Consider the following 14,056-nt stretch of genomic DNA (forward strand, 5'->3'; position numbering starts at 1 on the left):
TTCGCGGTAAACATTGCGCTTAAATTCACGTAAACTTAATCGTATGAAAGCTGGCTTCGACCTGACTACCCTTGGTTTTATGGATACCGATTCGATTAGCAAACACCTCGGCATCGAATTCGTTGAAGCGGGCGAAGGGTATTTGATTGCCCGGATGCCCGTCGACAAACGCACGCATCAACCCTTTGGCATTCTGCACGGCGGAGCCTCGGTGGTGCTGGCCGAAACGCTGGGCAGCGTCGCTTCCTGGATGATGCTGGACGATCCTACCACCCAACGGGCGGTAGGTCTGGAAATCAACGCCAATCACATTCGGTCCGTACGCGATGGCTGGGTCTATGGCCGGTGTACGCCTATTCATACCGGACGAACGACCCATGTGTGGGACATTCGCATTACCGACGAGCAGGGTAAACTGGTGTGCGTAAGTCGCCTGACAGTTGCCGTTGTTGGGAGTTAGCAAGGATATACATTCCTATTTCTCCCTCAAGAAGGCATTTATCAGATGAGCGATCAGCCCCATTATCTTTTTAGGGTAAAACCCATCAATACCTTTTTTCGCTGGCTCCTTTTCTTGCTCCTGCTGGGGACAACGGTGGTCGGGCCTACCCTATTGATTTTTGAAGCGCCGTATTATCCCAACTGGAACACGCTGTTGAGCTTCTTTCTGATAGGGGGGTTTGTGGTATTTATGTGGGTCACGTATTCCATGTGGCAAACGATCGCCATACACATGTTCGATGACGCAACCTTCAGCGTCAAAAAATCGGGACAGACGCCTTCCCAACATGCGTACGAGTCCATTCTGGCGTATAATGAGCGGCCCAGCGAGTCGAAGATGGGAACATTTATGGAGTTGACGATTTACCTGACCGATAACTGGTTTGTGATTCGCTCCAATGAATTTCGCGACTACGAATACCTGAAGGAGACCTTCACACAGTATGGACAGGCCATTACCTTCAAAACAGTATTGACAAAAACGGAGAAGATCCGGCTCCGCTGGTTAATCATCGCTCAAAGTATGCTCATTTTGGTGAACATCGCTTTCGGTTATCTGGCACACAACGCCGTTGAAAAAACCTCCGCTCCGCTTGCCTCCCTTACGGACGTAGTGGTTCGGGTAAAGGAAAACAGAAACAAAAGCCGACTAACGGGCGTAACACTCACCTTACGCAGCTTTCCCGGCTATTCGTTTTACGTTGGCCGTCATAATTTTGACAATCGGCTGGATACGCTTCGTTATGCGATCCGGCCTAACCAGCCCATTACATTGCTCCTTCGGCAAAGTGATTTGCAAAAAAAGCTGGTTAAAACGGAGCCTCTTACGTTTGGCGATAAGTACGATCATTACAGTGAAATTTCCATTTTTGGGGTTGAGCAGGGTGATTTCGTACATAGCCTGGCCCCCAACCTCACCGATGTTCAGGAGCCAACGCACACCAACCCACTCCAGCGTACATTCTTGCTCAGCTTTTTACTGCTTTTATGCTGGGTCGGTTGGATTGCCGTAGATCGTCAGCCGGTTATCGGAGCAGATTGATACGCCACCCGGCTGACTTTTTCCGTACCTTCGCGCTCCCAACCGTTGAGCAAAAAACTCATCAACATTCGTATGAATCAGAAAATCCGGCGCGAAGATGCCCTTGATTACCATTCCAAAGGGCGTCCGGGTAAATTGGAAGTCATTCCGACAAAAGAATACAGCACCCAACGCGACCTTTCGTTAGCCTACTCACCGGGCGTGGCCGAGCCTTGTCTGGCCATTGAAGCCAACCCCGATGATGCGTTTAAATATACCGCCAAAGGAAACCTTGTCGCCGTGATCAGCAATGGCACGGCCGTGCTGGGCCTGGGCGACATTGGGCCTTCTGCCAGCAAGCCTGTTATGGAGGGTAAAGGCCTGCTCTTTAAAATCTATGCCGACATCGACGTCTTCGACATTGAGCTGAATACGAAGAATATCGACGAGTTCGTCCGCACGGTCAAGATTATGGAACCCACCTTTGGTGGAGTCAATCTGGAAGATATTAAAGCCCCGGAATGTTTCGAAATTGAGGAACGGCTCAAACGCGACATGAACATTCCGGTCATGCACGACGACCAGCACGGGACAGCCATCGTTAGTGGAGCCGCTTTGCTCAATGCCCTCGAATTGGTCAATAAACCCCTTGAAACAGCTGCGTTTGTGATCCTCGGCGCTGGGGCTGCCGCCATTTCGTGCGCTCGCCAGTACGTTGCCCTGGGGGCCAAACATGAGAACATCGTGATGTTCGATGTAAACGGCCCACTCCGCACAGACCGCACCGACCTGAGCGAGTTGATGCGCCCGTTCGCAACCACCCGCGACATTCGGTCGCTGGCCGATGCCTTTGCCGGTGCCGATGTATTTATCGGCTTATCGAAAGGCGGCATTGTGAACCAGGATCTGATTCGCTCGATGGCCCCCAATGCCATTGTGTTTGCCATGGCCAATCCAACGCCCGAAATTGGGTACGACGAAGCCATGGCGGCCCGCCCGGACATCATTATGGCCACCGGCCGGTCCGATTATCCCAACCAGGTGAACAATGTACTGGGATTCCCGTACATTTTCCGGGGTGCGCTGGATGTGCGCGCCACCGAAATCAATGAAGCCATGAAGCTGGCGGCTACCTATGCGCTGGCAGAGTTGGCTAAAAAGCCCGTACCTGATCTGGTCAACCTGGCGTATGGTGAATCCAACATGATTTTTGGCCGAACCTATATTCTACCCAAACCCGTTGATCCGCGCCTGCTGTCGACGGTGGCGCCAGCCGTGGCTAAAGCCGCTATCGACTCGGGCGTGGCCCGATTGCCCATCACCGATTGGGACGCCTACGAACAACAACTTGCCCGACGGCTGGGGCAGGATAACCAGATTTCCAGGGTCATTCTGACCAAAGCCAAAGCAAACCCCAAACGAGTGGTCTTTGCCGATGCAGAGAATTTGAAAGTACTAAAAGCCGCCCAACAGGTTCGGGATGAAGGCATTGCGACCCCAATCCTGCTGGGTGAACGGGCAACCATTGAGCAACTCATCAAAGAAAACAGTCTGGATCTGGGTCAGATTCCCATTTTTGATCCACGGTCGCCCGAACAATCAGGTTTGATCGATCGGTTTACCGACGTCTATTTCGATAAGCGCAAACGCAAGGGCGTCAACGCGACCGAAGCCCGGAAAATGATGTATTATCGCAACTACTTTGGGGCGATGATGGTGGAAACGGGCGAAGCCGATGCGCTCATTTCGGGTCTGACCCGCAGCTACCCCGATACCATTCGGCCCGCGCTGCAGATTATTGGCAAAGAGCCGGGCGTTAAAAAAGTGGCTGGGATGTACATTCTGCTCACCAAACGTGGCCCCTTGTTTTTTTCCGACACCACGGTAAACTTCAACCCCACAGCTGAAGAAATCGTTGAGATCACCGAGTTGACAGCCCGCACGGTTGAGCGGTTCAACATCAAACCACGCATTGCCCTGGTCACTTATTCCAACTTTGGTAGCGCCAAGGGCGAAGATGCGGAGAAGATGAATCGGGCGGTTGAAATTCTACAACAGAAACACCCAGATCTGATTGTCGATGGTGAAATTCAGGCGCACTTAGCCTTTAATACCGAATTGCTTCAGCAAAATCACCCGTTCAGTAAGTTGGTTGGCGAAGGCGCTAACACGCTCATCTTTCCTAACTTATCGGCGGCCAACATTGCGTATAACTTGATGAGCGAAGCGGCTGGCTTCGATGCCATCGGCCCTATTCTACTGGGCATTCGGAAGCCGGTATATGTATTGCAGCTAGGTTCGTCGGAACGCGAAATTGTCAATATGGTCGCCATCGCCGTTGTCGAAGCACAAGGAAAATAAATACAGTTTACGGTTTGTGGTTTTACAGTTTGTGGTTTACGGTTAGCTGACACATACATAGCTTGGCCAGTCCACTGGCGCGTCAGCCAACCACAAACCACAAACCGTAAACTGAATACTACATACAAACTATGGCACGAATCTTAACGGGCATTCAAAGCAGCGGCCGGCCGCATTTAGGCAATATTCTGGGCGCGATCAAACCAGCCATCGACTTATCGAAACATCCTGATAATGAGTCGTTTTTATTTATAGCTGATCTCCATTCGCTGACCACGATCAAGGATGGTCCCACCCGGCGGGAGTTTACCCGGGCGGTAGCCGCTACCTGGCTGGCTTTTGGCTTAGATACAGATAAGAATACGTTCTGGCGGCAGTCGAGGGTACCGGAGCATACCGAATTAGCCTGGCACCTGAGTTGCTTCACGCCGATACCGATGTTGAATAATGCTACCTCATTTAAAGAAAAATCAGATCGCTCCAGCGGACCAGTCAATACGGGTTTGTTCGTGTACCCGGTCTTGCAGGCGGCAGACATTCTTTTATACGACGCCGAGATTATTCCGGTCGGAAAAGACCAGCGCCAGCATATTGAAATGACGCGTGATATTGCCAGCATTTTTAACCGGCAATATGACAGTGAGGTGTTTGTGCTACCCGACGCCCGGATTGATGATCGACTGATGACGATTCCGGGCATCGACGGGGCGAAGATGAGCAAGTCGTACAATAATTACATCGACATTTTCTTACCCGAAAATGAGTTATGGAAAGTGATTAAGAAGATCAAATCGGATTCGACTCCGCTTGAAGAGCCGAAGAACCCTGATTCGGACATCACCTTCCAGTTGTATTCATTGCTGGCTTCAGACGAGCAGATTTCCGGGATGCGGGGTTTGTATGAAGGGGGCAATTACGGGTACGGAATGGCAAAAAAAGCGTTTTACGAACTTATCCTGGAACGGTTTGCCACCGAACGCGAACGCTTTACCTATTATATGAACAACAACGATGCGCTGGAAGCCGAACTTCAGGCAGGCGAAGAGAAAGCACGTGCCGTTGCGAGCAAAACGATTGCCCGAGTTCGGGAGAAACTGGGCTTTTCGTAGCCTTGTAAAAAAAGCATACCGTTAACTCACTTCGTTCAAGAAAAAAGTGCGTATGCGTTTATTTTTCAGGCAGTTATCTACCTTTAGCCTGAACACTAATACGCACCACACAATGTACAATCCTTCCTCTAACCATAATCTGGACGCTGTTCAGTTGAATCATCGTGAACGCCATTTTTTACAATTAGCTTGTTCCGAGCTAACCTACGTTCAAATCGCCGACAAAATGTGTGTCAGTCCCCGCACGGTTGACGGCTATCGGGAAGCCCTTTTTGAACGCTTACAAGTCAAAAGCCGGGTTGGGCTGGCTATGTGGGCCGTACGAACGGGAATTGTGCCGTTGTAATTATTTTGATTCGTCAGGTTAATTGATTTGACGTAAATAAGGCCAGTTTTCATTCATTCTCGCCGGGTTAAAACCCGGCGAGAATGAATAGATAATCTTTCTGCGCTTATTTAATGCGAACCCAATTAACCCGACAAATCAAAAAACAAATTCACTCAGGCAAAAAGGGATGCCGACTCATCGACAGCCTCAAAAATTGCCGTCGGATTACCGGTTAGTATAGCACCGGCTAGCTGAACGGCACTACCTGCAATTTTAAGCACTCGATCCACTTTTTGCAGTTCGTTGATATTATCTTTCATGGTCGTTGTCACCTCGCCAACCCGAGCCAGAACGGGCTCCAGGTCAGCCAGCGAAATAGACATAGCCAGCGAGGTAAACGCCGTTGATGAATCGAGCAGCGCCCGCTCAAATTCTTCTATTTTTTTGCGTTTAGATGCGGTTAAGGCATCAAATTTATCGAAGCGATATTCACCCAGTGCCTGCGCCAGATCGAAATAAGATCGCGCCAGCGTACGAGCCTGATCAGCCGTTAGTTCCATAACGATAGGGCTTAAAATTTATCGTGGATTTCGCCGATCAGAGGGATCAGCTTCGAGGTATAATCTAAAATTTCCTTTTTCACTTCCTTCCGGCTCAGCCTGGCCTGATTGTCAAACAGGAGTTGGTGTCCCTGGGCAATGGTTGTCAGAATGCTGGCGTAAGTAGAGGCTGCGACTTTCCTGTCCTCCAGTGCGTTGAGCTCCTTACTCCACTGCTGCTGCAAAAGAACAACGGCCACCGGTTCTTTTTTTGCGTTTTCTTTTATCGTGCTCAGGTAGAAGTTTTTGGCAGCCAGTTGCTCATTTTGTAACAGCTGAACATAGTCGTTTTTTATAATCGTCGACAGCGTCGTCAGCAACGTCTGAATATCGGGATTGGCCTGCGCAATGGCTTTGCCTAACTTCTTCCGTCGCCACCCCGTTGACGAGGCATCGCTTATCAAATTCGCAAGCTTCGACAGCGTCATTACCTGCGCCTTGGGAATAAGTTTGGAATCGCCCAGGTTCGCAACTAGTTTGTCGATGCTTTTATCGTAGGTAACTACATCGTCGCCCGCCAATTTGTCCAGTATTTGCAGGTATTGGACAAGTACTTTATTGGCAACGACAAAATTCGTTTCAGAGGCTTTCAGAGAAATACAGGCTTTCTCGGCTTCGGCGTCCTGCCTCAGTTTGATGGGATCGAACTGACCCTCCCGGATGGCGCCATACTGATTTTGCCGAACGCACGACTCGGCCAGATCAGCAGCCAATACCGGCAATCGTCGGGTGGCGTCGAGGGATGTGCCCGTGAATTCTTTTATCGCTTTGTTGCTAACACAACCCACTGCCAGCCAGGAAACGACAACCAGTGAATAGATAATGAGCTGACTCTTTTTCATACGATAGCAAATCGGAATTTACGTTTCTGCCAACTGTTGACTGGCAGTAAAAGAACGGTAGACTACGCGATGAAGGAAGCTCACTTTTAGGGGTAATCTACCTCTCGAATGCGTATAAAATCCCTGCAATATGCCCGTCTGTTTAAAAAAATCCTACCGGAGAAACACCCTTTATTGGCAACAAACACCCAAAGCCGCCAGGCGTCGTCCCGATCTTTTCCGTGAACGTCCTCTCCTCTATACCGCCAAAGCCTTTACCTTTGGTTTTCATTCAGCAGTTTATGTCGTTGTTTTTTAGTTTCGGAATAGGCGAACTACTTGACTGCGCGTAACTCGGCAGGGTATTGACAATAGTCCGGACGGCCACATCCGGACGTGTGTTTTCCTATGTGTGTTAACCCGCCCGGATGTGGCCATCCGGGCTGCAATAAACCCTTATATGCTCAACCTCGGCTTTGTTTCGGCTATCCTGGCCGATTATGATTTAAATGGCGTTCTCCAATTTGCGTCAGAACATCGGTTTAAATGCGTTGAAGTCATGTGCTGGCCAACGGGCAACGCCGATGCACGCCGGTATGCAGGTGTAACGCACATCGATGTCGACCACCTGAACGTCGACCAGATTCACTCGCTGACCCGGCTCCATAACGTGGCTATTTCTGGCCTGGGCTATTACCCAAATCCCCTCGACCCGAACCCCGGGCAAGCAGAGTTCTACCGCGAACACATCAAGAAAATAATCCGGGCAGCCGCCAAGCTGGGCGTTCCGGTTGTTAACACGTTTATTGGCCGAAACCCATCATTAAGCATTACCGATAACCTGAAACTGTATGCTGAACACTGGCCCGCCATCGTCAGGGAAGCGGAAGCGTGTAACGTGAAAATCGGTATCGAAAATTGCCCGATGTGGTTCACCGACGATGAGTGGCCGGGGGGTAAGAACCTGGCCACGACCCCAGCCATCTGGGATCGGATGTTCGAGATTATTCCCTCTCGGACGCTGGGGCTCAACTACGACCCCAGCCACCTGATCTGGCAAATCATGGACGAAGTCAAACCCATTTATGACTATCGCGACCGGCTGCACCACATTCATCTGAAAGATGTAAAACTGTATCGCGACAAACTGAATCGTGTGGGTATCATGGCCAATCCGCTGGAATACCATTCGCCCAAACTTCCTGGTCTGGGCGATGTTCGGTGGCGCGATTTCTTTGCCGCCCTGACGGACGTTCGGTATAGAGGCCCTGTTTGTATCGAGGTGGAAGATAAAGCCTATGAAAGCCATCCCGACGATGTCAAAACGGCCATTCTGACCGCTCGAAATTACCTCAGTCAGTTCCTGGTGCTCTAAAATCTCAGAGTACCGTTCTACACCAACCATAAACCTACCGTTAACTCAAATGGCGCTATAGTTCATCGGTGTGACAGGGGAAGATACCTATCTTTCGATACGTCAACCCTTCCTCTTCATGTCACTTGCTGAACCGTCTGCCTTGCCGCAGGCTTCTACCTCTATGCCCTCGGGTACGCCCGACTCGGCCTTTGATCGCATTGCCCTTAGCTTATCCGGTGGCGGATTCCGGGCGTCGGCTTATAGTCTTGGCACACTGAACACCCTTTACCTGCTTGGCCTGCTCGACAACGTACATATGCTCTCTACTGCATCGGGCGGCACCATTACGGGCGCGTTCTATGCGTTCTGGCGAAAGCAGGGAAAGCCATTCGAGACTATTTACCAGGATTTTTACACGTTTCTTGAGCAGGATACGCTGTTACCCAAAGCGCTCCGTCAATGGAAAATCAACATTGATACCGACAAAAGCAACTACAAACTCATTCAGGCGTTTGCCGATGTGTATGACCGGGACCTGTACAATAAAGCACGTTTTGGTGCATTCTGGGATCCGGATCCCGACCCAGCCAACCCCTTTCATCTGCAAAGCATCATATTCGGTTCGACCGAGTTGTTCTCGGGGCTAACGTTTCGCTTTCAGTATGCGTCTTTCCTACCCGAAACAATTACCGATGACAAGGGTATCATCCGGCCCGGTTTTCTAGTTGGGAATGGCAACGTACATATTCGTGCGGAGCGGGCGCACGAGCTACGCATTGCCGACACCGTTGCGGCTTCGTCGTGCTTTCCGGGCGGGTTTGAGCCACTGGTAATGCCCGACGATTTCTTTCCGCCAGATGGCATTCAACCTGCTCTGCTCAACGCGAACGGGCAGGCGATAGAGCGGGACCGGATTGGGCTGGTAGACGGGGGCGTGTATGACAACCAGGGAATTGAAAGTCTATTGACTGCCAACGCGCGTAACCGCCGGTATTGTGACCCTAAAAACCCAAATCCGGCCCTCGCTACTCTATTGCCGCCACAGCGGGCACTTCTGGACCCTTCGACGCTGCTATTAATTTCCGATGTGGACAGTGCAGGGATGGATCTGTATGATACGCCCAAACCGGGCCCTGCCCGCGCCGGAAGCTCGTCGATTGGGCAGTTGGGCCGATTCCGAACCATGGCCCAATGGGTGTTGCTGGGTGTATTCCTACTAGCCATATTTCAGAATAGCCATTATGGGCACGGCAGTTTCTGGGCTGGTTTACTAGCTGGTTTATCGGCGGTTGGGCTGCTCATTACGCTGGGTGTTCAATGGCTGTGGAACAAAATTACCGGCTATTTCAAGCTGCTTGGCGTAGAGATTCACGCACTGGCCCTGCCCCCATTTCAGGGGCTGTCATTCAAACAACTAGGCTATTTATTGCGCATTCGTGTGTCCAGTGTGCTGACCTTGTTATCCAGCGTTTTTCTGCGTCGGGTTCGTGGGCTGGACTACGGGCTGGTATTTGGCTCCGACAACGGCCTGCCACCGGATATGGTTGTTATACCCAGCATTATTGGCGGTATTGTTAAAGAGCACAATCAGCCGCTACGGCCCGGCACACCCCCAACGTCCGTGCGTAATCAGTTGGAGGCTGTCTATGAAACCGTCCGTACAGGCAGCGATATGAGCACAACGCTGTGGTGGCTGACAGACAAGCCCCGGATGAATGCCGTGATAGCGAGTGCCGAAATAACCGGTTGCTACCGGTTGCTACGCCAGTTTGAACGGAAAGCTCCCATCGGCCCTCGCGGGCAGGAATTGAACCGGCGGGCGCGGCTGATCTGGGATGCCTACCAGAAAGCAGGGGAAGATTTTCACCTGCATCCCGGTCTGCTATCGACCCTTAAAAATCCAGCCTGTACCGCCGACCAGCTCATTGCGCAGGCCAATACACTGAATAACCCCAGGCTAATAAGCCCATCACAAAGCGCTTAAGCAATACTCCAACCTCTCCCTGATGGGTGGAGTAAACCAACTATTTTACCCCGCTCGACTCTTCCTCTCGTACCTACATAGCACCTGCTATGTACAATCTGTTCACATCCATTAGCCAGACTATATCTTTATGAATATCAATGACTCATCGCTGAAGCCCGCGTACCGACGGCTGCGCGGCTATGCCTTCGACCCCAGTTTTGCCAACCGACTCGATGCGTTCGGCATTAATATTGTCGTTTATCCTATCCGCTGGGAAGACCTCGAAGCGGGGCCAATTGGCGAATACATTGAAGTCATTGATATTGACCCGGCCAGTGGAGTCATGTACCCTCCGGTTCATTTAGACGACCCCAAGCTACTGGCGCAGGACGGACTACCGCCCTCGGAGAGTAATCCGCAGTTTCATCAGCAGATGGTCTATGCCGTCGCCATGCTAACGATTCAGCACTTCGAGAAAGCCCTCGGCCGGCCGGTGCAGTGGTCCTCGACGGAGTATGACACCGCAACGAAACAACGGGAACAGTTTGTGCAGCGATTGCGGATTTATCCACACGCCTTCCGCGATGCCAATGCATATTACAGCTCGCAGAAAAAAGCGGTGCTGTTCGGGTATTTCTCGGCCCGTCCCAGCGATGCCAGCCTGCTCATGCCCGGCAGTCTGGTATTCTCGTGTTTATCGCACGACATTATCACGCACGAGATCACCCACGCGCTGATTGACGGCATTTACAAGCGGTACATAATGCCGGTACATGAAGATACACTCGCGCTCCACGAAGCTTTCTCCGATATTGTCGCTCTGTTTCAACACTTTACATTTAATGAGATTCTGGAAAGCCAGATTGCCCGCACCAAAGGCAACCTGGCCAGTCAGCAGTGGCTCTCGCAGTTAGCGCAGCAGTTCGGGCTGGCAATTGGTCAATATAATGCCCTGCGCGATGCCATTGGGCGAACGCAGCCCAGCCCCAAAGAACTGGCACAAACGCGGGAACCGCACAAACGGGGAAGTATTCTGGTAGCCGCCATTTTCGACGCATTCCTCAATATTTACAACCGCCGGACAGCCGACCTCTACCGAATTGCCACCGAAGGGCGCGGCATTTTACCCGATGGCGAAATTCATCCCGACTTAGTCAGGCGGCTGGCCGACGAAGCTGCCCGAACGGCCAAGCAATTTCTTTCGCTCTGCATCCGGGCATTAGATTACTGCCCGCCCGTCGGCACCACCTTCGGCGAACTGCTTCGGGCCATGATCACCGCCGATGTCGATTTAGTGCCCAACGACCCGCTTGGCTTTCGCGTGGCAATTATCGAATCGTTCAAACGGTGGGGCATCTATCCGGTGGGCATCCGCACGCTGTCGGTCGAAAATCTGTCTTATACGCTCTATACCGAAAATGACGTGTCAGACCTCAGCAAATTAAATCCCGGTACAGGTGGTGAAATCCAGCGGCTGGTTGACCTGATGCGGACCTACTACAACGATACGGCGGTGGAGTTATCGAATCGGAAAGAGTTGTTTCGGTTGTCTATGGCCTATAAAATAAAGGTCCATCGCTTAATCGACCAATTTGACAAGAACACAAAACAGGTTTTTCAGGATTTGACTGGTACGCTAATGTTGGACGACAGATTCCTGTACGACACGTTTTGTCGAAATAGCAAGGTGGCAATCAACGGGGCACTGGCCGCTCAAACTACCGACAACAGCCTTCAGATTGCGGTCGACAGAATCTTCATGAACACGCTTGAAGACGAAAACGGCACGGCAATTCCCAACGGACGACCGGGTTTTGAGGTCCACTCACTCAATCGGGCGCAGCGCGTTGGGCCAGACTATAATGTACTGAATCAGGTTATTCTGACGGTTATGCAGCGGTGTCAGGTGAAGCTGACCGACGGGCAGCTTTATGAATACCGGGGCGGCTGCACCTTAATCATTGATATTGACCTGAAAACCGTTCGGTTCGTACACAAAGGCATTTTGCGTCGGTTCAGAAATGTGATCACCGCCAACCGGCTGGCGGATGAGTTGCTGCGTCGGTATAACGCCGACGTGACCGAAGGCGAATCGCCCTTTGCTCCAGCTACCTGGCCCACCAACTCCGCCCTTGTCGAACCTTTTGCCCTACTTCACCGCTAACCTAACCTTACTCATGGCACAACTTACGTCTGTTTCCGTTCGAATGTATTATACGGGCTTCGGCGACTGTTTTCTGCTGACCTTCTGGTATGAAGAATCAACGACGCCCACAACAAAAACGGCAAAAACCCTCTGGATTGATTTTGGCGCACGGGCCGGAAAATCAACCCGAATGCAGGAAATAGCCAGACACCTGAAAGACTATTTGACCAACCAGGGCCTGACACGCGATGGAAAACCGTTTGTGGACGTGCTGGCCATTACGCACGAACACCAGGACCACATTTCGGGGTTGAAACAGGCCCGCGATGAACTGGAAGGAATTGATATTGGCCAAGTCTGGTTCGCCTGGACCGAAGACCCCAAAGATGAGATGGCAAAGGCATGGCGCACCCATAAAAAGCGGACCCGCGAGTCGGTCCAGAAGGCCGTTCAGCAGGTTCAGGAGGAAGTAAACACACTAACAAAGCAGGTCGGCCTGCATTCGGCAGAGTTAGCAACTGCAACCAACAAGGCCCAGAAATCAGAGGTAGAAGCCCGGCTTAAGGCAACCGACCATACGGCAAAGGTGGCTGCTGGTCTGGCCGAGCGGTTAAATCTGATGGCCGGTTTTGAATTTGCGGCTAACGAAACGGCAGAGGACACGGACAACCCCGACCTGGATTTTTCGATGAATGAGAGTTACGACAGGCTCATCGAGAAGGTCGGAAAAGATAATGTCCGGTACCTGCGACCCGGTTATACAGAACCATCACAAACGGTTGTGCCGGGGCATATCATTGGCGAAGGCCTGACCAGCGTGCCCAGCCCGACTATTTTTCCGGGACTGAAGCTATTTGTGTTGGGTCCCCCGCGTAATTTGAGTGTCATGCAGGCCAGCGAACCCGAAGACTGGCAAAGTTCGCTGCGGACCGATACGACCACCAATGAATTTAATTTCGGGCAAAGCAACTTTGCCGATACCCCTGATTCGGCCGACAGAGACTTTTGGTACTACGTTCAGAAAGCCCCCTTCGACGAGGAATTCGTGATGCCTATCGACCTAAAAACGCAGAAGCTGCCGCCATCTGCGGTCCTGAACCTCCTCGAAAATCAGACAGCCGTTAGCCAACAGGTTCAGAAAAATTTCGATGGGCTTGCCCAGACAAAGGCGTTCCAGACCTATTTTGACCCGACACAAACCTGGCGGCAAATCAACGCCGATTACCTGAGCACTGCCGACGAACTGGCCATTAAGCTCAACACGGGCGTTAATAATACCAGTTTGGTGCTGGCCATTGAAATTGAGGAAACCAACGAAGTGCTTTTCTTCTCAGGCGATGCTGAATTTGGCGTGTGGGATGATTGGGAAAGCGACATAAAAAAACCAGCTAAGCAACGGCAATATGCCTGGACATTACCCACCAACCCAGCCCGTGCAGTAACCGTTGAGGACCTGATGGCTCGTACTATTTTCTATAAAATGGGGCATCATGGTAGCCAGAACGCAACGCCCAACACACGCGGCATTACCAAACTAAGTAGTCCCCATCTACATACGCTTATCCCGGTCGATGAAGCAAAAGCCAAAACGTTTCGCTGGGATCGGATTCCCTTTAAGGATTTATTGACGGTTCTCGACAACCGGCAGATACCCTACATTCGGGCCGACCAGAGCCAGGCGAATCTCGACATAGCCCTCAGCCGTCAGAAACCCTTACCGTCGGGCAGCGCGGTCGACTGGGCTATAGATAAGGCCGGGAATATCTATGTTGACTGGACGCTGACGCTTCCCGGCGCAAGGCCTTAGGCGAGTGTAGGGCAGGGTCTGCACACCGGTCGTTTGATTT

The 14,056-nt window shown here is 51.5% G+C and carries 11 protein-coding genes; 9 read left to right on the plus strand and 2 right to left on the minus strand.

The window, feature by feature from the left end; translation table 11 throughout:
- Nucleotides 1–43 precede the first annotated feature (43 nt).
- From ACYVAM_RS03065 to ACYVAM_RS03085, 5 genes are all read left to right on the plus strand, one after another.
- A complete protein-coding gene (locus ACYVAM_RS03065) occupies nt 44–460 on the plus strand; it encodes a hotdog fold thioesterase (protein ID WP_461063788.1) in 417 nt (138 codons plus the stop codon).
- Nucleotides 461–505: 45 nt separating this feature from the next.
- Entirely contained in the window at nt 506–1,543 is a 1,038-nt protein-coding gene (locus ACYVAM_RS03070) for a hypothetical protein (RefSeq protein WP_461063790.1), read from the plus strand.
- 72 nt (nt 1,544–1,615) lie between these two features.
- Nucleotides 1,616–3,883: an NADP-dependent malic enzyme gene (locus tag ACYVAM_RS03075; protein WP_461063792.1), complete on the plus strand. Its 2,268-nt coding sequence runs from the start codon at nt 1,616–1,618 to the stop codon at nt 3,881–3,883.
- Nucleotides 3,884–4,014: 131 nt separating this feature from the next.
- Complete coding sequence (gene trpS / locus ACYVAM_RS03080) at nt 4,015–4,992, plus strand: tryptophan--tRNA ligase (RefSeq protein WP_461063794.1); 978 nt, start codon at nt 4,015–4,017, stop codon at nt 4,990–4,992.
- Between the two features lie 52 nt (nt 4,993–5,044).
- Complete coding sequence (locus ACYVAM_RS03085; protein ID WP_461063796.1) at nt 5,045–5,338, plus strand: response regulator transcription factor; 294 nt, start codon at nt 5,045–5,047, stop codon at nt 5,336–5,338.
- Nucleotides 5,339–5,493: 155 nt separating this feature from the next.
- Here the strand turns inward: ACYVAM_RS03085 and ACYVAM_RS03090 are convergent, their stop codons facing one another.
- Complete coding sequence (locus ACYVAM_RS03090; RefSeq protein WP_461063798.1) at nt 5,494–5,880, minus strand: hypothetical protein; 387 nt, start codon at nt 5,878–5,880, stop codon at nt 5,494–5,496.
- An 11-nt stretch (nt 5,881–5,891) separates the two neighbouring features.
- Nucleotides 5,892–6,761: a hypothetical protein gene (locus ACYVAM_RS03095; protein WP_461063800.1), complete on the minus strand. Its 870-nt coding sequence runs from the start codon at nt 6,759–6,761 to the stop codon at nt 5,892–5,894.
- Nucleotides 6,762–7,200: 439 nt separating this feature from the next.
- Here ACYVAM_RS03095 and ACYVAM_RS03100 point away from each other — a divergent pair, with 439 nt between their 5' ends.
- The 4 genes from ACYVAM_RS03100 (at nt 7,201) to ACYVAM_RS03115 (ending at nt 14,016) form a co-directional block, all read left to right on the plus strand.
- Nucleotides 7,201–8,115 (plus strand): sugar phosphate isomerase/epimerase family protein, encoded by a 915-nt coding sequence (locus tag ACYVAM_RS03100; protein WP_461063802.1) that lies wholly within the window; start codon nt 7,201–7,203, stop codon nt 8,113–8,115.
- 118 nt (nt 8,116–8,233) lie between these two features.
- Nucleotides 8,234–10,081 (plus strand): patatin-like phospholipase family protein, encoded by a 1,848-nt coding sequence (locus ACYVAM_RS03105; protein ID WP_461063804.1) that lies wholly within the window; start codon nt 8,234–8,236, stop codon nt 10,079–10,081.
- Nucleotides 10,082–10,211: 130 nt separating this feature from the next.
- Nucleotides 10,212–12,227 (plus strand): hypothetical protein, encoded by a 2,016-nt coding sequence (locus tag ACYVAM_RS03110; protein ID WP_461063805.1) that lies wholly within the window; start codon nt 10,212–10,214, stop codon nt 12,225–12,227.
- Nucleotides 12,228–12,240: 13 nt separating this feature from the next.
- On the plus strand, nt 12,241–14,016 hold the full coding sequence (locus ACYVAM_RS03115) for a ComEC/Rec2 family competence protein (RefSeq protein ID WP_461063807.1): 1,776 nt from the start codon (nt 12,241–12,243) through the stop codon (nt 14,014–14,016).
- Nucleotides 14,017–14,056: the final 40 nt, after the last annotated feature.

It is taken from the genome of Spirosoma horti (genome assembly GCF_054776595.1).

Bases quoted from the DNA above. Each gene is read 5' to 3' on its own strand.
- ACYVAM_RS03065 (WP_461063788.1), top strand. From the start codon at position 44: ATGAAAGCTGGCTTCGACCTGACTACCCTTGGTTTTATGGATACCGAT.
- ACYVAM_RS03070 (WP_461063790.1), top strand. From the start codon at position 506: ATGAGCGATCAGCCCCATTATCTTTTTAGGGTAAAACCCATCAATACC.
- ACYVAM_RS03075 (WP_461063792.1), top strand. From the start codon at position 1,616: ATGAATCAGAAAATCCGGCGCGAAGATGCCCTTGATTACCATTCCAAA.
- trpS (WP_461063794.1), top strand. From the start codon at position 4,015: ATGGCACGAATCTTAACGGGCATTCAAAGCAGCGGCCGGCCGCATTTA.
- ACYVAM_RS03085 (WP_461063796.1), top strand. From the start codon at position 5,045: ATGCGTTTATTTTTCAGGCAGTTATCTACCTTTAGCCTGAACACTAAT.
- ACYVAM_RS03090 (WP_461063798.1), bottom strand. From the start codon at position 5,880: ATGGAACTAACGGCTGATCAGGCTCGTACGCTGGCGCGATCTTATTTC.
- ACYVAM_RS03095 (WP_461063800.1), bottom strand. From the start codon at position 6,761: ATGAAAAAGAGTCAGCTCATTATCTATTCACTGGTTGTCGTTTCCTGG.
- ACYVAM_RS03100 (WP_461063802.1), top strand. From the start codon at position 7,201: ATGCTCAACCTCGGCTTTGTTTCGGCTATCCTGGCCGATTATGATTTA.
- ACYVAM_RS03105 (WP_461063804.1), top strand. From the start codon at position 8,234: ATGTCACTTGCTGAACCGTCTGCCTTGCCGCAGGCTTCTACCTCTATG.
- ACYVAM_RS03110 (WP_461063805.1), top strand. From the start codon at position 10,212: ATGAATATCAATGACTCATCGCTGAAGCCCGCGTACCGACGGCTGCGC.
- ACYVAM_RS03115 (WP_461063807.1), top strand. From the start codon at position 12,241: ATGGCACAACTTACGTCTGTTTCCGTTCGAATGTATTATACGGGCTTC.